Raw genomic sequence first — 23,558 nt, 5'->3', positions numbered from 1 at the left:
GGCGGGCCTCGGCTGACCTCCGGGAGAGGACGACCGGGGCGCGGTTTGAGGCTCGGGGGCCGGTCAGACTGCCTGGTTGCGCCAGGTGTCGAGAACGGCCTGAACGGCGCTGGAGACCCTGTTCTGCTGAGCGCGGTCGGCCCACAGGTGCGCGTCGTGCTCGGTGAGCGCGACCGTCTCCCCCGCGACGGTGACGGTGAAGTTGAACTGGCGGGTGGCGCGGCCACTGCCGGAGCGGTAGTCGAAGTGGCCGAGGTAGCCGCCGACGGCTGCGACCGTCAGCCCCGTCTCCTCCGCGACCTCGCGCTGCAGTGCCTCGATGAGGCTCTCGCCCGGGCCGACGCCGCCGGAGGGCAGCTCCCACAGCCCGCCGAGGTAGTCGTCGGCCGGGCGGTGCAGCAGCAGGACCTTGCCGTCGGCATCGGCGATGACAGCGCCCACGACGGGCTTGGCGATGCCATCGCGTTCGGCGGTGCGGGCGAGATCGTCGAACAGAGCGGTGTCGAGAGAGCTCACAGCAGGTCCTTGGCGTAGGAGGCGACTTTGGCGAGGGCCGCGGTGTAGGCGTCGGCGAGGCGGACGTCCTCCTCGCGGTGCCAGACCGGCAGCTTGAAGGTGGTGGCGTGCACGTACTCCGCCGCCGGGAAGTCGCCGACGGCGGGGTCCTGGCCGTCAGCGTAGCCAGGGAGCAGGGCCCCAGGGGCCTGGAATAGCGGATGGGTGCCCAGGGGGCAGGTCGAGCCTGGCTGGTCCGCCTCGGTGGCGCCTTCGGCGTGGACGGCGTCAAGGAACCGCTGAAGCGGCAGCCCGCCGAGCTCGGCCGGCTCGTAGCGCAGCGGCAGCGCGTACCAGGACGGCCGGGAGGAGATCGGGACGTGTGGCACGTGGATGCCCGGCACACCGTCGAGGGCGGCGCACATCCGTGCCGCGATCTCCTGGCGCCCGGCCAGGTGACCGTCGAGGCGGGTGAGCTGGGCATGGGCGAGCGCGGCGGCGAGGGGGTGGATGCGCAGTTTCAGGCCCATGCCGGTGACGGCGAAGCACGCGAGCGGGTGGTCGGCGGGGATCTCGCGGCGGCACCGCTTGTTGTACTGGCCGTGCAGCAGCACGCGGTAATACAGCTCGGTGTCGTCGGTGGCGACGAACCCGCCTTCGCCGGCCGAGAGCGGCTTGGGGCCGTTGAGGCTGAACGCGGACGCGGTGCCGAAGGTGCCGGTCATCCGGCGGTTCCAGGTGGCACCGTGGGTGTGGGAGCCGTCCTCCAGCAGCATCAGCTCGTGTTCGCCGGCGAAGGACATCAGCGCGTCCATGTCCTCGGGCAGCCCCCACAGGTGCACTGCGATGACGGCCTTCGTCCGGGCGGTGATGCGCCGGGCGGTGTCGTCGAGGTCGAGCCGGCCACGGTCGTCGACGTCAGCGAGAACGGGGTGGGCACCGAGGTGAAACAGAGGGGTGGCGGTGGCGTGGAAGGTCAGAGCCGGGACGATCACCTCATCGCCGGGGCCGATCCCGGCGGCCGCGTACATTGAGTGCAGCGCGGCCGTCCCGGTGCAGGTCGTCACGACATGCCGGACCCCGAGGTAGGAGGCGAGCGCGTCCTCCAGGTCCGCGGTGATGCCGGAGCGGTCGGGGATCGAGACGGCCATCTCCAGCTGGGCAGCGACCGCGCGCCGGTCGGTGTCCTCGATGGGCGGCCATGTGAAGTGCGGGCCCGGGGCCGTCACGGCCGGTTCGCCACCGAGCAGGGCGAGCGGGGAGCCGGTCATGCGAGGAACTCCTTGGGGTCGGCGGGGCGGTTGGTGGTGGCGGAGGCGTAGGCGGCGGCCAGGAATGCGGTGTGCGGCAGGTGGGCGGCCGGGCCGGAAGGATTGGGAGCGGTGCCGTCCAGGACGCGGCAGAAGCGGTCGATCTGCGCGGCGGGCGGGCAGGGCCAGGCCGGCTCGCGCAGCAGGGACTCGACCGTCTGCCCGCGGGGGTCGAGGAGGTGGGCGGTGCCGCGCTCGACGGCGAGTGTGCCGTGCGGGCCGGTGATGGCCAGGCGCTCGGTCTTCGGCCCGGCGGAGCGGGAGACCAGCAGCGAGCCGTAGAGGCCGCGGTCGTAGCCGAGATGGACCAGGGCGGTGTCCTCCGCGTCGTACGCGGCGCCCGGCGCAGCGGCGGTCGAGGTGTCCGCGAGGACGCGGTCGGGCAGGCCGAGATACCAGATGAGCAGGTCGATCAGGTGGTAGCCCATGTCCACCAGGCACCCGCCGCCCGCGAGCTTCGCGCGGCCGCGCCAGCCCGCGGCCGGGTCCGGGCAGTGGAACGTGTAGCGCCCTTCGACCAGGTACGGGGCGCCGATCCGCTCCAGCAGTTGGAGGGCGGCGGCGTAGACGGGGTGGAAGCGGCGCTGGACGGTGACCATCAGATCGATCCCCGCCTTCTCGCACAGCCCGGCCAGCTCGGCCGCCTCGTGGGGGTTGGTGGCGAACGGCTTCTCCTTGAGCACGTGCACCCCGGCTTCGGCGCACGCGGCGATGACCTGCTGTCCGGCGTGGTGCGGTACCGCGGCAATGACGAAGTCCGGCCGGACCTCCTGGAGCAGGCGCTCGATGGTGGTGAAGCCGGGCACCTGGTACGTGTCGGCCGCAGTGGCGACCCGGTCGGCGTCGACGTCGCAGACCCCGGCGAGCTCGGCGAGGTGGCACTGGGCGAGGCCGGGCAGGTGGTCGTTGGTGGCCTGGCCACCGAGCCCCACCATCGCGGCCCTCTTGGGTACGTTCATCGCTCACATCCCCTTTCGGATGCGCGGCGGCGGCCCGCTGTCCGGGCCGCCTGCTCTCCGAGGACACCGCGACCAGGGCAGTGGCGGCAGGTGCGTTGCCGTGGGCCGCAAAGCCGTTTGCATCCTGTGCAAAGCCCCTGCCGGGGCCCGGCGCGTGCGAGTACGGTGTGCGGCGGCGCACTCCCGGCGAGCGGGGGACGGGTATGGACGCGGTCAGAGCACAGCCGGCAGAAGGCGGCCCCGGGGAACTGGTCCGGCAGGCCCGCAGGAAGCAGGGCCTGACTCTGGTTCAGCTCGGGGAGCTGACCGGCTACTCCGCGGCCCAGGTCTCGCGGTACGAGCGCGGCGTCTCGCCGCTGACCGACGTCACCGTGCTGCGGCGCTTCGCCGACGCCCTGGGCATCCCGTCGCAGGCCCTGGGGCTGACCGCCCCGCCCGAGGCCCGCCACGGGCGGGTGATCGGGCCGAGCGCCGCCTACCCGCGCCTGCCACGTCCTAGGGTGGCGGAGACGGCTCGTCGAGGAGACGGGGAGGACCCGGTGCGGCGCAGGAAGTTGCTCGTGAACCTCGCGGTCACGGCCGCCGCAGCCGCCGGCGCCCCCATCCTGCCCACAGGCAAGACACCCGGCGAGGACGCCGCTGTTGGGGAGGTCTTGGTCGCGCGGGTGCGGGACGCCATGCTCGGCCTGCATGCGGATGTCACCGTGCCGTCGTCGGCGGTCCTGCGCACGGATCTGGCTCGGGCCTTCACCGACTTCCACGCCTGCGCGTACGACAGCCTGGCCGTACGGCTGCCCCGGCTGATCTGCGCGGCACACGCCCGAGCCGGCGGTGAAGGTGCCGAGGACGACGGGCTGCTGGCCCAGAGTTATCTGCTGGCCACGCGCATGCTGATCAAGCTGGACGAGCAGCAGCTCGGCTGGATGGCCGCCGACCGCGCCCGCCAGGCCGCCGAAGCCGCCGGCGTGCCCCTGCTAATCGCGGAGGCCGCACGGCAGCTCGCGGTCCTGGCCCGCAAGGCCGACTGGCACGAGCAGGCCCTCTCCATCGCCCTGGCGGCCGCTGATCGCCTCGCCCTCCGGGGCGGCGAGCCGACGCTGGCGGCCCAGCGGGGGCTGTTGATCCAGTCCGCCGCCTACACCGCCGCGAAGACCGGCGACGCGGCCGGGATGCGGGAGCTGACCGGTGAGGCCGCTGCCATCGCCCGGGAACTCGGCCCGGCCGCCGTGTTGCGGAACCACGGCGGCGGGTTCAGCCCCGCCACTGTCCAGCTCCACCTGGTCTCCGCGGAGAACTCCGCCGGCGACCCCTCCGCCGCCCTCACCGCGGCCAGGGCGGTGGCGCCCGGGAATCTGCCGAGCATCGAGCGGCGGGCCCGCTACTACACCGACATCGCCACCGCCTTCGCCCGCTCGGGCCGCCGGGACGACTGCATCCGCGCACTCCTGGCCGCCGAACACCACGCCCCGGAGGAGACCCACGCCCGCCCGGCGGTGAAGTCGCTGGTCTCCGGACTGCTGGTCTCGGGGCGGACGACCACCGAGCTACGCGCTCTCGCCGCCCGCGTCGGTGTCCTCACCTGACGGCCCGCCCGCCGTGAGGGACGGACCGTCATCGCCGTACGGGCCCGTTTCCTCCTGTGCGCTCACGCCCAGCAACTCTGCCATCAACTGGCCCTGTTCGCCGGATAGAGGCCATCCCCGCAGACGCCGGGAGCATGCCTTGCCCCGCCATTGGCCGGTGGCTCGGGTGGGACCATCCCCGCAGGCGCGGGGAGCAGGGTGCCGGCCGCGGATTCGGTGCGGGCCGGCGGGGACCATCCCCGTAGGCGCGGGGAGCAGTGCCGAGGTCAAGGACCATGACTGACTCAAACGGGACCATCCCCGCAGGCGCGGGGAGCAGTAACTTGTGTGCAGGTGAGACTACGCTCCGTTGGGACCATCCCCGCAGGCGCGGGGAGCAGCGTTTCGACCGCATGAATGCGATGAGCGACCGTGGACCATCCCCGCAGGCGCGGGGAGCAGAGGACACCTCCACGGCGGGCAAGGGCAACCACGGGACCATCCCCGCAGGCGCGGGGAGCAGGCTCGATGACCAGGGCTTTTACCAGAGCCCAGGCCGGTTTTTACTCACTCGCAAAGAATCAGACAGACCACATCTATCAGACTCTCGGGATAATTCGCTCACCCTCACTCCCTCAACAGGGTACTGACGGCGGCTCGGGGGTCCCTCGCCCATCTTGTCGTGAACAAGGCGGCACCGAAACATCACAGGTTCGAACTGGCCAGCCTCGGCCGTGTTGTCCACATAGGTCCGTAGGATTCGTTGTAGTGACGCGCAACCTCACGAACGTCGGAGTTGCTCCTCTCCTCGGCCTTATGAACGAGCCGTTCAAGAAGCGGCCATGCCTCAAGCCGGGCGGCGAGGCTTGCCAAGTACCCGTAGTCGTCATCCTCAGCTCAAGAAGCGGCATCAGCGGGGCGGCTACGAGGGCGGCCGGGCTGTCGGCCGTAGCGGTGCCGGTCCGGCTCGACCAGCCGCTCCGGGCTGCTCGGTTGACCGCGCTGAGCGTGGCTCCGGACCCGCTGCCGTACCAGCGGCTGACCGCCAGCTGGCCTCGCCGCCACGATCCGCCGGGCCACCGGCGACCCGGCCCACCGCGCCCCCACCGAGGAGGTCGCCGCACGCATCGGGGCGGAGGACGGGGCGGGCAGCGTGATCGCGGCAGTGGAGCAGCCGGCCGCCGACGCCGCGTCCTGGTGATGTCCACTCCCTAAATCTGGGGATTCCGCGGAGGCGACCGACCGGTCCATAGTCCGGACGTACGTACCGGCACGCGGAGGGAGAACCATGCGACGCACAAAGGCCCTACTGCCCGTATCGGGCATCCTGCTGGCCCTGCTCGGTGCCCTGCTGGGCGGCCCGGCCACGGCGGCCGCCCACCCGCCCCGACCCGACGGAGCGCGCTCGGTCGAGGTGGGCAGATACCACGACGCGAGTGGCCGGATCACCCTGGCGATCTTCCAGTCGGTGGCCGCGCCGGCCCGGAGCATCTGGACCGACCACTGGGTCCCGGTCGAGGACCCGTCGATGATCGCCATCGGCGGCGGTGCGACCGGCGCGGAATACCCTTACGGCGCCTATCTGACCGCCTCCTACCCGAGCCCCGATTTCTCGTCCTGGATCGTGTCCTCGAAGGACCACGTGAACGCCCGTCAGGCCCACGAACTCACCGGATACGCGATCGGCATGAAGATCGACGGCGTGAGCAAGGACCAACTGCGCTCCTGGGTCGCGTCGTGCAGCGGCCGCCGGACCAGCCCCGATCCGGAGTCCGCCCCACAGGTAACCGTGCGCCTCCCGTCGGACCAGTGCACGTTGCTGGGTGGCGGATTCCAGGTGCACTGGACAGGGCAGGGCAACATCGCCACGGCCTCGTACCCCGATGAAGCCGTCAACTACGGCGAACCGGGGAAAACCTGGACCGTACGATCGAAGGACCACCAGGTCGCCGACCCGGCACGCATCAGCGGATACGTCGTGGGCATCCCGACGTCGCTCCCGGTCGGCACGGTTCTGGCACGTGCGACCGCCGGGACCACAGGGGGCGTGCAGCATCCTTCCGCCACGTCCGCCCCGCCCAACGGCGCGTGGGCGCTCAGCGGCGCCGGCGCACGCGTCCACTACTCCGGCGCGGGCAGCCTGTTGTGGAACGTACATCCGTATCTCGACCGCGGCCTTCAGCTCGTGACCGTGTCGTCCAAGGACCACATGGTCGCCGATGCGGCATCGATCACTTCATGGGCCATCTCCATCAGGCTCGCGTGAGCCGAGCGGCGCGCGGTACCACGCGGCAAGGCAGTCACTCTGGTACCACGCATCCCGCCGACACACGCTGCACAGGTGATCGCCCGGGTGCGGGGACCTGCGCCGGACCGCGGCCGTTACGGCCCCCGCTCCCCGGATCACTGCTACCCGAATGGTGACCACCACAGCGGCTTCGCCGAACGCGGCGGCTCCGGCAACCCGAAGGCCTCGGCCTGCTCGACAGTCAAGGGGAGCACGACCTTGCTGGTGGTCAACGACTCGGATCCGTCCACCGTACGCGTATCCGCATCCACGCCCGTGACCGTGATCTCGAACCACCGTACGCGGTGCAGCGGTGCAGATACAGCCGCATGTGGGGAAGGTGATGACGACCTGCGGAGTGCGGGGCGTGGGAGTGCCGCAAGGTCTTCGGCCTCGCCACCGCGGAAGTTCGCCTGGCATGACCTGCTGCCCGTCAGTCCGGCAGCCAGTGCAGTTCGTGCGCCAGGGTTTTGGCGACGGCACGGACGCGGCGGTGTAGTGGCGACTGTTCGCGTGGGAGGACCAGGTGGATCGTCAGGCTGGGTGCGCCGTGCAGCGGTCGCCAGGTGATGCCGGGCGGTGATGCCGTGACGGCGGCCTCGCCGGCCGGGGCGAGGGTGACCCCGTCGCGCAGGTCGCGCTGTGACATGTCGAAAGAGACTGTGGGCGTGTGGAATCGGGGGTGTGGCCGGGTATCGCGGAACAATGCGGCCAACTGGTCGTGGATCACGGGGTTGGCCGCACGGTCGGGGAGTCGCAGCGGATACGCGGCCGCGGCGGCGATCTCGATCTCCGGGTGTTCGGCCAGCGGATGGTGCTGCGCCAATTGGACGCCGATCCGCGCACGCCGCAGCAGGAACCGGCGCACGCCACGGCCCGGCTGTTCACCGCGGGTGATCCCTGCATCGATGCGGCCGTCGGCGACCGCGGGGGAGATCTCCGGTGTTGCCATCGGGACCGCGCCGACCTCGAGTCCGGGACTGCTGCGAATCAGCCTGTCCACCAGGGCCGGTGCCGTCTCGGCCCCCGTGCTGAGGCTGTATCCGATGCGCAGCGTGCCCAGTTCACCGGCCGCCGCGCTCCGGGCGGTGTCCCATGCCCGGTCCAGCGCCGCCAGCGCGGGCGGCGCGGACTCCGCCAAAGCCGCACCGGCCGTGGTCAATACGACGCTCCGCGTGTTGCGGACCAGCAGGGCCGTACCGAGTTCCGCCTCCAATCGGCGCATCCGGGCGCTGAGTGCGGGCTGTGCGATACCGATCCGTGCGGCCGCGCGGGTGAAGTTCAACTCCTGCGCCAGCACTAGGAAGTACCGCAGGCTCACCGTATCCGGCGCCACGTGCCCTCCCTGCCGATTGATAACGATCCGTTCTGAGCCTATCCCGTACCGGTCTTTCCCCCGACCGCACATCAAGCCCTAACCTGCGCATACGACGGTTCAACTGACCGCGGTACCCGTCGCCGGGATCGATCGATCTGAGTGTCAATTCGAAGTCGGACGTGTCCGGCCGAACACAGGAGGTTTCCATGGCTAAGGGCTACTGGGTCAGTGTCTACCCCGCCATTTCCGACCCTGAGGCGCTGACTGCCTACGACAAGCTGGCCGGTCCGGCTGTCGAGGCTGGGGGCGGGCGCGCCCTGTCCCGGATCCCCTCCCGTGGCGGTCGAGTCGTCGCCCGCGAGGCCGGAATCACGCAACGCGTCGTTCTGATCGAGTTCGACAGCTTTGAACAGGCCGTCGCGGCATACGAGAGCGAGGCATACCAGAAGGCGCTGGTGGCCCTCCCCGACGGCGTCGAGCGCGACTTCCGCATCATCGAAGGCATCGGCTGACCGGCGGGCCCAGCCATCGCTGAGCATCCGTCACCTGATATGCACACGGTGCTGAACGACGGCTCACGAGACGAGTTCGAAACCATGCCCTGCGTCCCAGTTCGTCGTCGACATCCTCGACGGCCTGATCCCTGTCCGGCGGATCGAAGAAGCGACGCGACGTCCGGGCCGGCTGGACTGTCTCGCTGACCTCGTCGACGAAACTCACCCTCGCCCGAAGCCAACCGCGAACCGCTTCTCACGCGACAGATCGGTCCAGCGAGCACAAGGCTTCGATGACCAGGGGCGCATCCTGCATTCATCTGCCGTGTGCCCCGTCGGGGCTACTCAGAGTACTGACGTACAGTTTGAATAACCGCAGGTCAAGACCTCTTTCGAGGGGTTTCGATCTGCGGTTCTTCTGTTGTTGAAGTAGCCCAGGGGCGCGCCTGGATGAGGCAGGACGGTACGCTCCGGGATGCGTTCGGTCGGCCGTTACGGCCGGGTCCGGCTATCGGCGGAACGCCGTTCGCGGTTGCCGGTTCGTTGAGCGTCAAAGGGGGGGCCGATGTCCTGGCCGGATGTCACGGTGGTTGATGTGTGTGTGCGGCGCGACGGCCGGGGCGGCAGCCCCACGGCCGTCACCGACGACGACCCGGCGGCGACGGACGCGGACCGGCGTGCGGTCGCTGCTGCGGCCGGTACCTCGCACGCGGCGTTCCTCGGCCCGGGGCGGACGCCGGACGGTGGCCGGCCGGTCCGGTTCTTCACCGCCACCGCCGAACTGTCCGGCTGCGGCCACGGCACCGTTGCCGCGCAGGCCGTCCGGTTGACCCGCACCGCGCTGGGCGAGCTGAACGACCGCCAGCACACCGGCGGGCGCACATTCGACACCGTCGCGATCCGCCGCCCCGCCGGCATCGAGGTGTGGTTCGACCAGGGCCTCGTCGCGCTGCGTCACCCGGCACCGGACGAGCGCGCCGCGATCGTCGCCGCGCTCGGGCTCACCGCGGACGACCTGCATCCGGCCGACGCGCCACGGATCGCCGCGCCCGGCGCACCACGCATGCTGGTACCGGTCCACGACCGGTCGGCGCTGCTCCGAGTCCGCCCACACCTCGGCAGGCTGACAGCGGCGTGCCGGCGGTACGGGCTCCTCGGCTGTTTCGTGTACGTACCGCCGGTGGGCGACCGGCCGGGTGCGGCGCGGATGTTCGCGCCGGCGATCGGTGTCGACGAGGATGTCGCCAACGCCAACAGCACCGGCTGCCTGGCCGCCCACCTGCTCGACACGACAGGGGCGCAGACGGTCGCGATCGAGGTGGAGCAGGGTGACAGCCTCGGTCGACCGGCCAGCGTGCTTGCTTCGGCCCGACGCGGGCCGGCGGGCATCACGACCCGGGTCGGCGGCTTGGCGGTGGTCCGCGACGGACACCGAGGCGACCACTAGACCATCCTCTTCTGCGATCCGCGCACGGGGCTGGGGCTGTCCGCTGCGGTCAAGCGTCGGCACCCGGTGGCGGCCGTCAGCGGGACGCGGTGTCGAGGGCGCGGCTGAGTGTCCATCGGGAGACGCGCAGCTTGGCGGCGACGGCGGTTCGGGTTTGTCCGGCGCCGAGCAGGATGCGGGCGTCGGCGATCTGTTCGGAGGCCAGGGCGCGAGGACGGCCGCCGACGCGGCCTCGGGCGCGGGCGGCGTCGAGGCCTTCGCGGCGCTTGAGCCCTGAGTGACTCGGTCTCAGTCCGTCTCGAAGGCGTCCTCCCGCAGGCGCGCGGTGAGGACTTCAGTGATGGTGTCGAGGGCGTCCTTGATGGCGGCGTGGTCGGCGCCGCTGATCGTGGCGTCCAGCAACTCGCTGTCGCTGTGGACGGTGGGCCATCCTTCCTTCGGGCTGCGGAAGTCTTCCTCGCCGAGCGTGACAGTGATGGAGCGGCCGATCGGCAGCGACAGCTGAAGGGTGGCGCCGCCGGCCACGGCCTGGGAGTCGAGCAGGTCGAGATCGCGCGCGGCGGTACGGGCGGCGAGCCGGTCGGTGCTCCGGAGCGAAGCCCAGTGGGCGTGAGCGTGGCGCAGTGCGTCGCGCAGCTTGCCGGCCAGGTCCTCGGCCATCTCGACGTGGCGTCCGCTCTCGTTCCCGCCGAGCAGGACAGCCATCCGGTCGTAGGCAGTGCTCATCTGTCAGGCGGCGCGGGCCAGCGGGACAGTCTCCTCCGCCAGTTGTGCGGGGGCGGGGGCGGGCAGCAGCGCCTGCGCAGCCGGCTCGGAGAGTTCGTGCACGGCCTCGGCCTGCAACGGCTCGTACCGCGGCCGGGGCCGCTCCGTCGCGGCGGTCCGGTCCTCGGGCTCGATGCCCCGGGACCTCAGATCGTCGTACACGGTGTCGCCGGTGATGTCGGCGGTCCGGGCGAGCTCGGCGACGTTGCGGGTGCCCGACCACCAGGCGACAGCCAACAGGTCGGCGCGGCGCTCGGGGGAGGCGGTCGCGGCGCGCTGCCCAGCCCTTGAGGGCGGCGACGGGACCCCTGCCCGGGATGTACGACGCCAGCGGGCCCGGCCGTCTGCTCTTCGCGTTTCTTCGCCGCGATGGCGGAGACCGAGCGGGAGAACATCCGGGAGTCGGCCCTCGAAGGGCTCGACGCCGCGGCCCGCAAGGGCAAGCACGGCGGCCACGCGGCGGTCACCGTCTTCGACAGGAAGTCCTCGCCCCGATCCACCCGGATCTTCTCCGGCAATCCGCCCTGCGGCCCGAACGGGGCTTCGCGTACCACCGCCGCGCGCAACGCGGCCAGGACCGCATCCCGCGACGGATGGCCCGGCGTGACCGCCACCCCCATGACCGCGTTCGACGCGCAATCCACGAACCACGTGATCCACGGACGCCGCGTGCTGCCCTCGACATCGACCAGGACCGGGGCCTGGACGTGATCGGCCTCCCACACCTGGTTCCGCCACCCCCGCGGCCGGGCCAGAAACACATCGTGCTTCCGGGCCTCACGCTCACCACCGGCCAGCCCTGCCCGCTCCCCCGGCGTCAGATCACGCCGGATCACGCGATGCAACGTCGGGACGGACGGCGGCGGCTCCCCCTCACCCCTGGTCGCGCGAGCGGTCAGCTCACGGTGGACAGCGGCGACGTTCCCCTTCCACAGCCCGAGCAGAGCCCGGATCTCGGGGGTGACCGTGAACCTCCCGTGGTGCCGGGCACGCTCTCCCGGCGCCGCGGCCGCGTCCTGTTCGGCGGCGGCCAGCCACCGCCACACCGCCCGCTCCCGCACACCCAGCGCGTCCGCCGTCGACCTCACATGCCCAGTGGTGAGCTTCCCCTCCCTGCGCAAAGCCAGCAACCGACGCACCGCAGGGCCCCGCAACGCCCGGACCGACACAGCCGGCAAACCAGCGTCCGAACCGCCGACCAACCCCTCCGAGGACGGGTCATGCTCTTCCGGATCCATCCATCGATCACACCAACCACGCACCAGCCAGTGGATCAGAACTCACGAATCTGAGACAGCATCCCCCCCATGCGATAACCCCCAGGACAGCGATCCCGCCCGATCTCTCACCCCCAAGACAGTGAACCCACACCCCGAAACGCCCACCGACCAGCAACAACACATCAAGGCCAGCTGTCTCTCACACCACTGTCACGAAACCGAGAGATCGCACACGCGGTGAAGCTGGGTGTATTCCTGTCGAACAGTAAGACGAGACGCGGGAAGCTCACGAACGACAAGCTCGCGCAACTCGCCGCGTTCGGACTCGGCTGGGCAGCATGAGCGATGGGGCCGGTGGCGGTCCTGCTTCGTCGGGTCCGGGCCGAAGGGCCCGGACCCGACTTGCTCAGCCGGATCAAGTGTCGGAGACCATCACGCCGGTCCTGCCGACGGGCTCGTCACAGCCAGGTAATCACTACGGCGCCGTTGCCCCCGTCCCCGCTGGCCGCTCCGTCGCACCTGCCTGCGAGCCTTCCACCGGCACCGCCCTGCCCGTAGACAGTGAATGCCGGGTCACCGCCACAGCCAGTGCCGCCTGGAGACCCCCTGCCGCCGGCATTGCCCACGGCGGAGCTCAACGAGGTGACACTCCAGACCGGAGCTGAACCCCGTTGTCCCATAGCGGTAAACGCCGGACCGGGTGCTTCCTCCCCCGGCGCCGTTACTCATCTGGCCACCTGATGTTGATCCACCCGAGCCTCCGGCGGCTCCGAGTGCCTGGACAACAGCCACGCCGAGGGGCCGGAGCAGCTCTACGGTCGTTAGGGCCCCACCCCCGCCCCCACCGATCGAACGACGTCACGGTACTGACACCGCCCCGAACCCTTGACGAGGCGTTTCAGAACGCTGTCAGTGCAATGTCACGGCTGCGGCATGGCGTCAGCCTCACCCGCCGGGACCTTGTTGCCCTAGCTGTCGACGACGTCCCGCAGTGCGCAGCGCTGCTCGGTGGTGAGCAGTCTCGAGAGGTGCAGGGCCTGCCTACTGGTTCCGTCATCTGGCGGCGATGTCGTCGAGGGTGTCGGCGATGACCGTGGGGAGCTCGGCAACGGCGCGTTCGAGGAGTCTTTCGATGGGGACGGCGTGACGACTGCCGTCGATGCTGATGTGCGCAGCCCAGGTCGCGGGCTCGTAGCGGGCGAGCATCGAGAGCACGTAGAGGACCGCCCACCATGCCATCAGCGGGTGGAGCTCTCTCGACAGCGGTGCGATGACGGGGAAGAAGTACGTGTTCCCCAGGTAGGTGCGGGTGATGGACCGCAGGTACTCCGTTCGTTCAGCCGCCGTGGCCGCTCCTCCATGAGGCATGCGCCAGTGCATTTGCAGCTGGCCCCGCCCGTTGCGGTAACGCGTGAAGTCCGGCAGTGCGTCCGGTTCGGCCGAGGCGCGGGCGTAGCTGTCGTAGCTGGCGGCCTTCGGGAAGGCGGACAGGTAGTCGTCCAGCGCCAGGCGGTCGCCTGCGTCGAGAACGCGGGCCGGGAGGTTGCACACCGGAACAGAAACCAGTGGGTGGTCCTCCCCATAGATGCCTTCGTGATCTGCGAAGAGGGGCGTGAACCGATTCCCGCCTGTCAGGGGGTGTTTGAGGTTCACCGGGAGCGTGTCCCACAGGCTCTCCAGGCGCACCGGGGTCTTCTCCCAGACAGGTGACTGCAGGAGCTCGCTGAGCCGGACGAAGCTGCCCTGGGAGCCGGGCGGGTCGGTTCGGACCTCGATGTCGGCGAACGCCTTATGGAAGCCGGTGGCCTTGATGCCGTGCGACTCCAGCCGCCAGTTCTCGCTCTTGAGCTGCCACGCGGCCGCGGCGATGGCGCGGCCGGCCTGGCTCAGCCCGTAGAAGACCTGCAGCGGCCGCGTGGAGGGGCCCACTACCGCGGCCGCGCGGAACATCTGCTCGGCCTGCTCCAGCGCCGAGGCAAAGGTCTTGCGCCGGGCCCCGGCGCCGGCCCTGCCAGGCGGCTCCGACCGGCTCGCCCGCAACCGTTCCCACGCAAGACCAGCATCCACATCCATGCCGGGACGCTACCCGAGAGGCCCTGCGCAAGAGGTTCCCGCTGCCTCCAGAGTCCTCGCCACAGATCAGCGCCTCGGCCTGCTGATCGTCTCTGCAGTGAAAGCACCCTCCGGCTAAGGGCGGTGTCGTGTGCGCGCATGTGGCTCCGGAAGGCTCAGCTCTGCCTCGCATCATGGGCCGGGGCGGGTCCGGCCGAGTACAAGGGGGGCCTCGCCCAAGGGGCCGTCTTCGATCCAGAACCGGTGAGCCGCCAGGATCGTGCGCAGCGCCTGGTGCATGGCGGCCTGCTGGGCGTGGCACAGGTCGGTGGGCAGGTGCGCGGTGGCGGCCGCGTCCTGCTGCCACACCACCCGGAGCGCAGAGTTGTTGCCCGGGGACGGGGTGAGGCCGACGCCGGTCTCCTCGCCGTCCGCTGCCGCTTCGGCGTTGTACGGCCGCAGGCCCGCCAGAAGCACGGCCTCGAGCACCGCCTGCGCCAACTCCTCCTGCCGCCCCGTGAGGACTTCACCGTCCAGCACCGCGAGCGGTGCGAAGTAGCGTGCCTGCGCCTGGTGGTCCCCACCCCTCGGATCCGCCACGCCCCCTCTTCATGGACGGCCTGACGGTTCGCCTTAACCAATGTGGCGGAACGGGCGGCTTGTCGCGTCCCTTTTGACCTTTTACGGGCCCTAGCCTGCGGCCATGGACGACACCCCGATGCCCGAGCCGCTGCGCCGCGCGGTCCACCAGCTCGTCTCCGAGGCGGTCATGAGCTGCCAGGAGGTGCTGCGCTACTCCGAGCCTGACCAGGCACGCGCGTGGAAACGGATGACTCTGTACCGGGCCACGGACACGGCCGACACGATGAACATGGCCTCCATGCTGATTGCCGCGTACTGCCAGCGCACCGGCATGCCCCTGGGCACCCTGGATTCGTACCTGCAGACCAGGCAGCAGCGCACCCGGGCAGCCGGGCCACGGGAGTCGGACCGGCAGGAACTCGCCGGGATGCTGGGCGACCCCGCTCCCGGAGCCGAAGACCGCGAAGGGCGCCTGGGGTATGCGTGGGGCCAGCAGCATGCCAGGGGCGCGCTGAAGCCCGAGGACGACCCGCAGCAGTTGTTCACCGAGGCGTGCCTGCACGGGCTGCGCGCCAAGCTCTGCGACGACGTCGACGCCCTCGACGGCTACCTCCCGCCGGCGATGGCCGCGATGGCCCGCAAGGTAGCCGACGCCCTCGAAGTACCACAGCCCGCCCCCGCGTGACGTCGCAGCCGCAACGCCGCTAACCGTTAAGTGACCCACGTCACAGTCGACTCCTGTCAGCAATCGGGGCGCCGTCTCGTTCAAGGGGCACGCGAACGAGACAGGAGCCACGCTATGAAGCACCGCATCGTCGTACTCGGCGCCGGATACGCCGGGGCTTTCGCCGCCGGTAACCTGGCCCGCCGGCTTTCCTCCGCCGACACCGAGATCACCGTCGTCAACGCCGTGCCCGACTTTGTTGAGCGGATGCGGCTCCACCAGCTCGCGGTCGGCCAGGACTTTGCGTTCCGCAGGCTCGCCGACGTATTCGCGGGCACCGGGGTGCACCTGCGCCTGGCGCGCGTCACCGGCGTCGACCCCGAGCGCAGGACCGTCGCCGTGACCGGCGAGGACGGCAACGGTGAGCTCGCCTACGACACGCTTCTCTACGCGCTCGGCAGCTCCGTAGCCCATCATGGTGTCCCCGGCGTGGCCGAGTATGCCTTCGATGTGACCGGACTGTCCTCGGCGCTGCATCTGCGCGAGCGCCTGGCCGGCCTGGGCGAGGGCGGCACCGTGCTGGTCGTCGGTGAGGGGCTGACCGGCATCGAGGCCGCCACCGAGTTCGCCGAGTCCCGGCCCGACCTCTCGGTCGCGCTCGCTGCCCGTGGCGAGCTGGGCGCCTGGCTCTCCCCGAAGGCCCGCCATCACCTGCGCCAGGCCTTCGACCGGCTCGGCATCACCATCCACGAGCACACCGGCATCGAAGCTGTCGAGCCGACACAGGCGATCGCCGCCGACGGCAGGTCCGTCCCTGCCGACGTGACCGTGTGGTCGGCCGGGTTCGCCGTGCACCCCATCGCGGCCGCCAGCGGCCTGGAGGTCGCCGAGACCGGCCAGATCGTCGTCGACCGCACCATGCGCTCCGTCTCACACCCGGACGTGTACGCCGCCGGTGACTGCGCCTACGCGATCGGCGAGAACGGCCGGCCGCTGCCGATGTCCTGCGCCTCAGCCGGCTTCACCAACATGCAGGCGACCGCCGCGATCATCGCGCGCCTGACGGGCGGCAAGGTCCCGACCACCGGCCTGAAGTACTACGGCAACCACATCAGCCTCGGGCGGCGAGACGCGATCTTCCAGATGGTGGACGGGGACGTCCAGTCGAAGTCCTGGTACCTGGGCGGCCGGACCGCCGCGCGGCTCAAGTCGGGCGTACTCAAGGGAGCCGGGTGGAGCATCGCCCACCCGACCTTCGGCATGCCGAAGCGCAAGCACCGCCTGGCCACCACGCCCGACCAGGCCGGCGTGAAGATCGCCGCATAGGCTGCTCCGCATGGACAGCGCAGCCATCGATCGGTTCGAGGCCAGCCGAAGCCGGCTGGCCTCGCTCGCGTACCGTCTGCTCGGCTCGGCGGCCGACGCCGAGGACGCCGTGCAAGACGCGTTCTTGCGCTGGCAGACCGCGGACCGGGAACGTATTGAGGTGCCGGAGGCCTGGCTGACCAAGGTCGTCACCAATCTCTGCCTCGACCGGCTCCGCTCGGCGCAGGCGCGCCATGAGCGCGCTGCCGGAGACTGGCTACCCGAGCCGCTCCTCGAGGGCGACCCCATGCTCGGCCCTGCCGATACTTTCGAGCAGCGCGAGTCGGTGTCCTTGGCCGTACTGACCCTCATGGAGCGCCTCTCGCCGGTCGAGCGGGCCGCTTACGTCCTGCGCGAGGCCTTCTCCTACCCGCACGCCGAGATCGCCGGGATCCTCGGCATCACCGAGTCCGCGAGCCAGCAGCATGTCCACCGGGCCCGACGCCGGGTCGCCGCCGAGCGCCGCGGCGGCGGCGAGGTGGACCCCGCGTCCGCGCGCCGGATCGTCGAGGAGTTCCTCGACGCCGCTGTGTCGGGGCGCACCGAACGGCTGGTGGCGATGCTCACCGCCGACGTGATCGCGGTCTCGGACGGTGCCGGACTGGCCAGGCGGCTGCTGCGGTACAAGACGCGCGAGCGTGTCGCCTCCTACGTGCGGGCCGGCTTCAAGCCCACTCCGGCGAAGCGGCGGCTGGCCGGCGGCTCCCCTGCGTTCCACATCGCGCTGGTCAACGGCTCCCCGGCCGTCGTCGCCGTGGTCGACGACCGGGTCGTGGGCGCCGTGGCGTTCGAAGTCAGCGACGGCAAGGTCGCGTCCCTGCGCGGCATCGCCGCCGCGGACCGGCTCGCGCGCCTCAACGAGGCCTGGCGGCAGCACGAACCCGACGCGCCGGTCATCAACGCATGGTGACCAGAGCCACCGCAATCCAGTGACCTGAGCCGGAGCGAGGCGCCAGCGCAGCCATCAAAGCGCGCCACGGAGACTACCGGCGCAGGCCAGGACCGGGGCCCGTCCAGGACGCGGTCGCGCAGCCGTTCGCCTTCAGTCCGTCGTTGAGCTTCGACTTCAGATTCTTCTTCAAAGCGGTCTCCTTCTGTACGGAGATGTCCTCGTTCGGGATCACCAGCTTGATCTCTGTCCCGCTGCCACCCTTCTTCGGGAGCATCGAGACCGTGAAGCTGACGGGTACCACCGATAGGGGGTACGCAAGTTCTTCACTCGAACGGCTGACAGGACGCCTGGACAGGCAGCTCCACGGCCGGTGTGGGAGCACGGCGGGCGGGAGCAGAGGGTGTCGCTGGACCAGTCGAAATGGCTGCAGTCGCCCAGGCGCGGTTCGTAGAGCGCCCGGCCGCCAGCCCCGTCCCGGCCGAACTCCGTGATCAAAGCCGCGCCCTAATCCAGCTGCTCGCCCGTCCAGCCGGTCACGTCGTCGGGGCGACACCCTGGTCGCCGACATGATGCAGGTAGCCGGTCCGCCGGATCCAGGCAGTACCGTGGTCGGGCTCGTGCAGGCAGGCCATGCCCTGGGCGGCATCAAGGCCGTCGATGTAGGCACGGGTGGTGCGGCCGGTTCGGGTGTCGAGGTGGAACCACAGGTCGCAGTAGGCGTCACCGTCCAGGACGAGGCCGGTGTTCTCCCCCGTGGTCAGCGGCTGAGGCTCCAACGGTTCGGTCAGGGCCGGGGTCTGCCCGTCCTGCCACGCGTATAGGGGACCGGCCACTGACATGAAGTCGCTCGACATCACCCCGCGGCCGAGCAGGCGGACGCCACCGCGGGTGACGGACAGGGTGGGGTGGAAGCCGCCGTGCGCGACGGGGACGACGATGTGCCCGTCGTCGGCGAGCTGGTCGAGCCAGTGCGGGGAGATGCCGGTGACGCCAACAGGTGACCACGATCTGGTCGTAGGGACCCTTGACCAGGTGCCCGAAGTAGCCGTCGGCGGTCAGTGCGGTGACGTTCTTCTCCCCGGCCCGATCGGCGGCCCTGGCGGCTTCGGTGACGATGGCCTCGGTGACGTCGATGGTGACGACCTCAGCGCCGGTGATGGCGGTGATCAGGGATGCGTTGCAGCCGGCGCCAGCGCCGATCTCCAGGACCTTCATAGTCCCTCGAGGTGGGGTCGCGTCGCACCTCCCGGCTCCCCACGGGAGGCTCGACGCGTGCGGCAAATCCCCTTGATCATGAGAAGCGGCAGTGTCCCGGGCAAGAGCCATGAGGCCTTGGCGGGGCGCGTTGATCTGGCAGTACTACGGGTTGGCGAACACACCCAGGCCGCGAGGGATGCGGTTTCCGCTGATGCGTCGCTGGGCGATACGGTGAAAGAGGCGTTCCCGCTGGGATTCGAGCAAGGCCGCTTGGTCGGCCAGGGCCTCGCGGTAGGAGCTGATGACCTCGCACAAGCCGGCTGAGTTGAAGGCGGGAGGGGCTTGTTGCCCCCGTGTGCTGCTGCTGCCGGATGCGTCGGGGGACACGATGGGATGGCCGCACGATGGATCTTGCGGGGGCGAGCTGGGCTCGGGGTGAGGTGATGGCGCGGCTGGGGTGGTCTCGGTGGGGGGTGTTGCGGGTCTGACGGCGGCTTCCCAGAGGGGCTGGAAGTAGCTGATGTCGCCGCCCAGGACGTTCAGGAGGCTGACGAGATCGCGCCAGCCGGGGAATCGGATGCCCTCGAGTACGGCGGTGATCAGGGTGACGGTGAGCTGGTGCTTGCCGGCGGTGGCGATGTCGTACGCGGTGGGCTGTCCGGCTCTCACGTGCAGGGTCCGTAGCGCTCTCAACAGACGGGCGCCGGCTCGGTGGGGATCCTCGTCGTCTCCCTCGTCGTCGTCTTCGGTTTCGAGGAGGGGGCTGTTGCTGCGCAGGCGTTCGGTCTCCCACACGCTCCGCAGGACGGCGGGGTCGGCGCCGCAGGCACGGGCGAAGCGTTCGGTGAGTTCCCAGGTGGGGATGCGCTCTCCGTTGAGGATGCGGGAGAGGTAGGAGGCGGAGCAGCGGGTGCGTTCGCTGAGTTCTTTCATGGGCTTCTGGGACGTGCGGGCGAGCATGGATAGGACGGGGGCGAGTCTGTTGAAGGCGGGTCGAGGGCGGGCGTGAATGCTGCCGAGGGGCGGGACGGGTACAGGACTGGGCTGGTGGCGGGGGGCGGGGGCGGTGTAGAGGTCCTTGAGGGTGGCGGGTGGGGAGCTCATGCGGGTGAGTTCGCTCAGGCGGCGCAGGATGTAGTGGTCGGTGTAGCGGTGGCGGGCGGTGTCTTCGCTGATGCCGAGGATGTGGCCGATGCGGTTCCAGGTGGTGCGGCGGTGGCGGGCGCGGCCGACCAGGGCCGCGGTCAGGCCGTCGAGCTGGGTACGTATCCGGGTCGCGAGGCGCAGGAGGTCGGTGGGGTCAGCGGTGGGCAGGCTGCGTTGGAGGGCGCGTAGCTCTTCCTGGATGTCGCGGGTGATCTCCGCGAGTGCTTCGTCGGCTTCGCCGGTGGCCTGTGGGCGTCGGGCGGGGGGTGGGGGACGCAGGGCCGGTGGGGCAGCCGGCTCTTGTGGGGTGTCGGTGGGGCGGCAGTGAGTGTCGGCTGCCTGAAGGTCGGCGGGGGCCGGCGGGGTGGTGTTTCTCCGCTGGCGGTGGGCGGCTTGACGGCAGGCGGTGCTGCAGTACTTCTGAGGTCGCCCTACCTTCGGTTCACCGGTGCTGGGCAGAGGGCTTCCGCAGTGCTCGCAAACGGGGTTCACGGCTTTGGGGTCCTGTCACGAAAAGGGTTCAGTTCGGGTTGTTGCGTCGCGACTTCACCCGAGTTCCCACGGATCAGGCCGGGATTTTGTCGCGTCAATGCCGGATGATTCGCGGAATCGCATTTCGTCGCGTTGCGCTGCAAGGCAGAGGAAGAGGGGGTGTTCGCATATTCATGCGAACACCCCCTCTGACGCCTACTGCCTGCGATAGCCGCGGCGTAAGCCACCGTTGGCCGCACCCAGGAGGGCGGCGGTGGTCGCGTAGACCGTCTCGGGCGGGACCTGAACGTGGAGCTGCCCCTGGGTGATCAGCACAACCCCGAGGACAGGCAGGCAGACAAACACTACAAGGGCAGCCTTGCCCAGCCGGGTAAGGGAGAGTTTCGTCGCGCGCGGGTTGCTACTGTCGGAGCCACCACGCGCCGGACGGTCAGCACGGCCGGCGCGCGGCCGTCGGGGGGAACAGGTCATTTACAGGATCCTTTTACTCTCGACTGGTTGATGGTTTGACCGCGTGCAGGGCCTCGGATCCAGGTTTCGCCGCCTTGTGAGTGCCCTGCACGCGCCCAAGCGCGACATTAACGAGATCTCACGATGCGAACCGAATCGCCCAAATGGGCCATCACCGGCCTTTTGGCGATTCCCGCAGGACACATTTCGTTTCGTCTGCCCGGGCACCTGAAATCTTCACCAATAGACACGAGTTGCCCCCTCGAGCCATCGGGTTCTGGTAGGTCACACACGCCGCGCTCCCTGGCAGTTGGCCGGCGGGCCCCGATACGCAGTGACAGCGTGCCGGATCGCGGGCGGCCGAACTCGTACGGCTCATCCGCCAGCAGGCGATCGGAGCGGATGACTTTCAGCGGTCCAGGCCGATGCGGACGCCGAGGGGCGCCTGGACTGGAGCCAGGCCGGCGTGGATTCCACCTCCTGCCGCGCTCACCAGCACGCCGCCGGCGCCCGCAAGGCGGCACCCGTCAGCGGGCCAAAAGGGGTGCCAATCCACCATCGTGCGGACGAAGGGCTCGGGCGCTCGCGCGGCGGGCTGACCAGTAAGATCCACCTCGCCTGCGAGGGTAGGCTGCGCCCGCTGGCCCTGCTCGTCACGCCGGGCCAGTCTCACGACGGCACTGTCTTCGAGGCCGTCGTCGAGCAGATTCGGGTGCATCGTCGAGGCGGCGGGCGCCCCCGCACCCGGCCCGACGTGATCAGCGCGGACAAGGCGTACTCGCCCCGCCGCATACGCTCCTACCTGCGGAGACGCCAGATCCCCCACGCCATCCCGGAGAAGAAGGACCAGGCCCGCCACCGCGTGGCTCGCGGCTCGGCCGGTGGCCGCCCGCCCAGCTTCGACCGCGCCGCATACAAACGCCGGAATGAAGTTGAACGCACCATAAATAAGCTCAAGGGCTTCCGTGCCGTGGCCACGAGATACGACAAGCGTGCCTACGTGTTCCACGGCACCGTCACTGTCGCAGCCATCCGGCTCTGGCTCCGAGCATGACTGCCCGACAAGCTCAGCGCATCCAGCCCGGTGTTTCGACGCCCGTGAAGTCATTCCAGGCGCGGCAGTAGGCACGGGACTTCGGGCCCGTGTCCGCCCAGACAGAGCTGAGGTCGAACCCCTTGTCCCAGGCGTTCAGCAGTGCCTCGAAGAACCCGGTAGCAACAGCCGTGCCGTCCTCATCACTGCCCTCCGCCTGAATCTGCTCCAAGAGTTGGAGTACCCGCTGGCTCTGCTCCAGAGTGAACTCGGCCGACCGTTCGCCAAAGACCCTCCCGAGAGTTCCCAGCCGAACCGTCAGCGGCGGAACGTCATCCTCGTCCTCCCCGACGATGTCCGCCGCAGGGCCTCGCCAGCCCTCAACCTCGGCACGGTCAGCATTCGCCAGGACCTCGCTGACGCCGACCAGTTCCTCCCACCACGGCGGGGTCGCCACCTGTGACCTCCCTACATCTGTACCGATTCAGGTCATAGCATCCCTCACCGCCTGAATCAGACCCTCAGCGGCACCCCTGTCACCCGCCCACGATCCGCCGGACACCCTCTAGAACGTTCCCGATGGGGACGGTCTGAGACGACCCACGCCAGGGCTGCGGGGGCTGGGGAGGCAGGCAGTGCCGGCCGGGTCCGCACTGCTTTCGGCGCCAGCGCCCGTCGGGCGAGGTGCGACAGTGCTAACGGACTACTGTTAGGCGGTCGAGCCCAACGGCCCCTCCCTGACTGTTCCGAACAGCCAGGGAGGGGCCATGCCGTCAACGATCCAGGTCAGGTGAACAGGTACCAGACCTGAGACGCGGAGCCGTTACACGTCCACTGATTGGCCGTGGCACCGTCAATCCACTTGTCACCCCGAATCTCCAGGCACTTACCAGAATTCGCGTTCGTGATGTAGTATCCTCCGTCTCCACTCGGGTGGAACCTCCAGACCTGAGTGGCGGAGTCATTGCACTGCCACTGGTTCGCCAACGCTCCAGTGGCCTTGGAGTCTCCTCGAATCTCCAGGCACTTACCGGAGTTTCCGTTGTAGAGGTTGAACCCGGCGTATCGATCCCGGTATTCGGTGATCCCCCAGACTTGGGTCGCCGACCGGTTGCACGTCCACTGGTTGGCGATAGCCCCATTGGCGTTCGAGTCGCCGCGCACCTCAAGGCACTTCTTCGAGAATCCGTTCTGGAAGAAGGCGGCCGTCAGCCGACTGCTGCCTGCCACTATGGAGTTGCCACCCTTGAGGCCCAGGTCGGACACGGCAGGTGGAAGCTCGATGGCCGGCGGCTCCACCTCGTCCGCCTGAGCCGACGGAGCAATAAGAGTCGCAGCGGTGAAGAATGCGGCCGCAAACACCTTCGCAGCCACACCAAATCGCGTGTTCACAAGTCTCCTTGGTCGAAATTTCTGCACATATCTATCAACATGCGCGGCCTCTGTAAACTTCACCTGCCAATTGCCCGCTAAGGCAATGATGTCCACATATAGCAGGTAAGCGAGTTTCCCGAGCAGGTGATCCACATAGCCCCCCCGCGAGGACGCACATCCGCCGCCTCTCGGGCAGCCCGCCAAAGTTCCCTCAACTGTCCTATTTGAGAACGGAGTTCATCCGTGATGCATGTACATTCCCTCTGCGCCTAGAGATCTTCTCGTAACTCCGTAACTGTGCTGCGGTGATGTGGGTGTTGCGGAGTTCTGGGCTCGGGTCAGCCGGCGAGGGCGAGGTTGTGCATGTGGGCGACGCCGCTGGTGGCCCAGAAGACGCCGTCGCCCTTGAGCCGGCAGTCACGGAGGATCTTCCAGTTCTTCATGCGCGCGAAGA

General features: G+C 69.7%; 25 protein-coding genes, 1 pseudogene and 1 CRISPR repeat array. Of the genes and pseudogenes, 10 read left to right on the top strand and 16 right to left on the bottom strand.

What is annotated here, in order from left to right; all coding sequences use genetic code 11:
- Positions 1 to 63 precede the first annotated feature (63 nt).
- From D7231_RS32250 to D7231_RS32240, 3 genes are read right to left on the bottom strand one after another with little or no spacing between them, the layout of a single operon-like run.
- Positions 64 to 516, bottom strand: coding sequence for an NUDIX hydrolase (locus D7231_RS32250; protein WP_120759489.1), 453 nt, complete (start codon positions 514 to 516; stop codon positions 64 to 66).
- Entirely contained in the window at positions 513 to 1,766 is a 1,254-nt protein-coding gene (locus tag D7231_RS32245) for a DegT/DnrJ/EryC1/StrS family aminotransferase (protein WP_120759486.1), read from the bottom strand. Before D7231_RS32245 ends, D7231_RS32250 begins: the two co-directional genes overlap by 4 nt.
- Positions 1,763 to 2,764, bottom strand: a complete 1,002-nt coding sequence (locus D7231_RS32240) for a Gfo/Idh/MocA family protein (RefSeq protein ID WP_199739501.1) — start codon at positions 2,762 to 2,764, stop codon at positions 1,763 to 1,765. The genes D7231_RS32245 and D7231_RS32240 overlap by 4 nt, the downstream gene beginning before the upstream one ends.
- A 203-nt stretch (positions 2,765 to 2,967) precedes the next feature.
- Here D7231_RS32240 and D7231_RS32235 point away from each other — a divergent pair, with 203 nt between their 5' ends.
- Together D7231_RS32235 and D7231_RS32230 are read left to right on the top strand one after the other, a co-directional pair.
- The gene (locus D7231_RS32235; protein ID WP_120759482.1) at positions 2,968 to 4,347 is read left to right on the top strand and encodes a helix-turn-helix domain-containing protein; all 1,380 of its coding nucleotides are present in this window, start codon (positions 2,968 to 2,970) and stop codon (positions 4,345 to 4,347) included.
- A gap of 108 nt (positions 4,348 to 4,455) precedes the next feature.
- Positions 4,456 to 4,849: a CRISPR direct-repeat array (repeat unit 28 nt; unit sequence GGACCATCCCCGCAGGCGCGGGGAGCAG).
- Positions 4,850 to 5,614: 765 nt separating this feature from the next.
- Positions 5,615 to 6,592, top strand: coding sequence for a hypothetical protein (locus D7231_RS32230; RefSeq protein ID WP_120759479.1), 978 nt, complete (start codon positions 5,615 to 5,617; stop codon positions 6,590 to 6,592).
- Between the two features lie 454 nt (positions 6,593 to 7,046).
- Here D7231_RS32230 and D7231_RS32225 read toward each other — a convergent pair whose 3' ends face one another.
- Entirely contained in the window at positions 7,047 to 7,949 is a 903-nt protein-coding gene (locus D7231_RS32225; RefSeq protein ID WP_120759477.1) for a LysR family transcriptional regulator, read from the bottom strand.
- 188 nt (positions 7,950 to 8,137) lie between these two features.
- On the opposite strand from D7231_RS32225, the gene D7231_RS32220 reads away from it, so the two are divergent.
- Positions 8,138 to 8,443: a DUF1330 domain-containing protein gene (locus tag D7231_RS32220; RefSeq protein WP_120759475.1), complete on the top strand. Its 306-nt coding sequence runs from the start codon at positions 8,138 to 8,140 to the stop codon at positions 8,441 to 8,443.
- 547 nt (positions 8,444 to 8,990) lie between these two features.
- Positions 8,991 to 9,872, top strand: a complete 882-nt coding sequence (locus tag D7231_RS32215; protein ID WP_120759473.1) for a PhzF family phenazine biosynthesis protein — start codon at positions 8,991 to 8,993, stop codon at positions 9,870 to 9,872.
- A 76-nt stretch (positions 9,873 to 9,948) separates the two neighbouring features.
- Here D7231_RS32215 and D7231_RS38605 read toward each other — a convergent pair whose 3' ends face one another.
- Positions 9,949 to 10,044 (bottom strand): hypothetical protein, encoded by a 96-nt coding sequence (locus D7231_RS38605; RefSeq protein WP_390671164.1) that lies wholly within the window; start codon positions 10,042 to 10,044, stop codon positions 9,949 to 9,951.
- Here D7231_RS38605 and D7231_RS38205 point away from each other — a divergent pair.
- Positions 10,027 to 10,149 carry a hypothetical protein gene (locus tag D7231_RS38205; protein WP_277875667.1) on the top strand — a complete coding sequence of 41 codons (123 nt, stop codon included), beginning with the start codon at positions 10,027 to 10,029 and terminating at the stop codon, positions 10,147 to 10,149. The genes D7231_RS38605 and D7231_RS38205 overlap by 18 nt on opposite strands.
- Before the next feature lie 11 nt (positions 10,150 to 10,160).
- On the opposite strand, the gene D7231_RS32205 is transcribed toward D7231_RS38205, so the two are convergent.
- Together D7231_RS32205 and D7231_RS32200 are read right to left on the bottom strand one after the other, a co-directional pair.
- The gene (locus D7231_RS32205) at positions 10,161 to 10,598 is read right to left on the bottom strand and encodes a hypothetical protein (RefSeq protein ID WP_120759471.1); all 438 of its coding nucleotides are present in this window, start codon (positions 10,596 to 10,598) and stop codon (positions 10,161 to 10,163) included.
- A gap of 3 nt (positions 10,599 to 10,601) precedes the next feature.
- A complete protein-coding gene (locus D7231_RS32200; RefSeq protein ID WP_120759469.1) occupies positions 10,602 to 10,874 on the bottom strand; it encodes a hypothetical protein in 273 nt (90 codons plus the stop codon).
- Between the two features lie 132 nt (positions 10,875 to 11,006).
- Between D7231_RS32200 and D7231_RS38600 the strand changes: the two genes are divergently transcribed.
- Positions 11,007 to 11,348: a hypothetical protein gene (locus tag D7231_RS38600; protein WP_391475856.1), complete on the top strand. Its 342-nt coding sequence runs from the start codon at positions 11,007 to 11,009 to the stop codon at positions 11,346 to 11,348.
- A 1,562-nt stretch (positions 11,349 to 12,910) separates the two neighbouring features.
- On the opposite strand, the gene D7231_RS32180 is transcribed toward D7231_RS38600, so the two are convergent.
- Positions 12,911 to 13,930, bottom strand: a complete 1,020-nt coding sequence (locus D7231_RS32180; RefSeq protein WP_120759465.1) for a YaaC family protein — start codon at positions 13,928 to 13,930, stop codon at positions 12,911 to 12,913.
- Positions 13,931 to 14,101: 171 nt separating this feature from the next.
- Entirely contained in the window at positions 14,102 to 14,509 is a 408-nt protein-coding gene (locus D7231_RS32175) for a hypothetical protein (RefSeq protein ID WP_120759463.1), read from the bottom strand.
- A gap of 103 nt (positions 14,510 to 14,612) precedes the next feature.
- On the opposite strand from D7231_RS32175, the gene D7231_RS32170 reads away from it, so the two are divergent.
- The 3 genes from D7231_RS32170 to D7231_RS32160 all read left to right on the top strand — a co-directional run bounded on the left by D7231_RS32170 (position 14,613) and on the right by D7231_RS32160 (position 17,430).
- Positions 14,613 to 15,176, top strand: a complete 564-nt coding sequence (locus D7231_RS32170; RefSeq protein WP_228775640.1) for a hypothetical protein — start codon at positions 14,613 to 14,615, stop codon at positions 15,174 to 15,176.
- A 114-nt stretch (positions 15,177 to 15,290) separates the two neighbouring features.
- Entirely contained in the window at positions 15,291 to 16,481 is a 1,191-nt protein-coding gene (locus D7231_RS32165) for an NAD(P)/FAD-dependent oxidoreductase (protein ID WP_120759459.1), read from the top strand.
- Between the two features lie 10 nt (positions 16,482 to 16,491).
- A complete protein-coding gene (locus D7231_RS32160) occupies positions 16,492 to 17,430 on the top strand; it encodes a sigma-70 family RNA polymerase sigma factor (protein ID WP_120759457.1) in 939 nt (312 codons plus the stop codon).
- 73 nt (positions 17,431 to 17,503) lie between these two features.
- Here D7231_RS32160 and D7231_RS32155 read toward each other — a convergent pair whose 3' ends face one another.
- From D7231_RS32155 to D7231_RS32140, 4 genes are all read right to left on the bottom strand, one after another.
- Positions 17,504 to 17,713 carry a hypothetical protein gene (locus D7231_RS32155; protein WP_120759455.1) on the bottom strand — a complete coding sequence of 70 codons (210 nt, stop codon included), beginning with the start codon at positions 17,711 to 17,713 and terminating at the stop codon, positions 17,504 to 17,506.
- Between the two features lie 232 nt (positions 17,714 to 17,945).
- Complete coding sequence (locus tag D7231_RS32150) at positions 17,946 to 18,245, bottom strand: hypothetical protein (RefSeq protein WP_199739505.1); 300 nt, start codon at positions 18,243 to 18,245, stop codon at positions 17,946 to 17,948.
- Positions 18,133 to 18,627, bottom strand: a complete 495-nt coding sequence (locus D7231_RS38595) for a methyltransferase domain-containing protein (protein ID WP_158673860.1) — start codon at positions 18,625 to 18,627, stop codon at positions 18,133 to 18,135. Before D7231_RS38595 ends, D7231_RS32150 begins: the two co-directional genes overlap by 113 nt.
- Before the next feature lie 144 nt (positions 18,628 to 18,771).
- The gene (locus D7231_RS32140) at positions 18,772 to 20,247 is read right to left on the bottom strand and encodes a helix-turn-helix domain-containing protein (protein ID WP_120759448.1); all 1,476 of its coding nucleotides are present in this window, start codon (positions 20,245 to 20,247) and stop codon (positions 18,772 to 18,774) included.
- A 666-nt stretch (positions 20,248 to 20,913) separates the two neighbouring features.
- On the opposite strand from D7231_RS32140, the gene D7231_RS32135 reads away from it, so the two are divergent.
- A protein-coding gene (locus D7231_RS32135; RefSeq protein WP_391475896.1) for an IS5 family transposase occupies positions 20,914 to 21,751 on the top strand; the annotation gives its coding sequence in 2 pieces (ribosomal slippage) (positions 20,914 to 21,102 and positions 21,104 to 21,751; 837 coding nt in all).
- Positions 21,752 to 21,764: 13 nt separating this feature from the next.
- Here D7231_RS32135 and D7231_RS32130 read toward each other — a convergent pair.
- The 3 genes and pseudogenes from D7231_RS32130 to D7231_RS32120 all read right to left on the bottom strand — a co-directional run.
- Positions 21,765 to 22,187: a hypothetical protein gene (locus D7231_RS32130; protein ID WP_120759444.1), complete on the bottom strand. Its 423-nt coding sequence runs from the start codon at positions 22,185 to 22,187 to the stop codon at positions 21,765 to 21,767.
- Positions 22,188 to 22,516: 329 nt separating this feature from the next.
- The gene (locus D7231_RS32125) at positions 22,517 to 23,257 is read right to left on the bottom strand and encodes an RICIN domain-containing protein (protein WP_242000035.1); all 741 of its coding nucleotides are present in this window, start codon (positions 23,255 to 23,257) and stop codon (positions 22,517 to 22,519) included.
- A 185-nt stretch (positions 23,258 to 23,442) separates the two neighbouring features.
- Positions 23,443 to 23,558 (bottom strand): annotated as a pseudogene (locus D7231_RS32120) (IS5/IS1182 family transposase); the annotation flags it as partial.

This window comes from Streptomyces klenkii (genome assembly GCF_003626645.1).
Taxonomy (GTDB): Bacteria; Actinomycetota; Actinomycetes; order Streptomycetales; family Streptomycetaceae; genus Streptomyces; species Streptomyces klenkii.
Note: the sequence above shows the minus strand (reverse complement) of the source record. Positions and strands in the feature narration are given on the sequence as shown.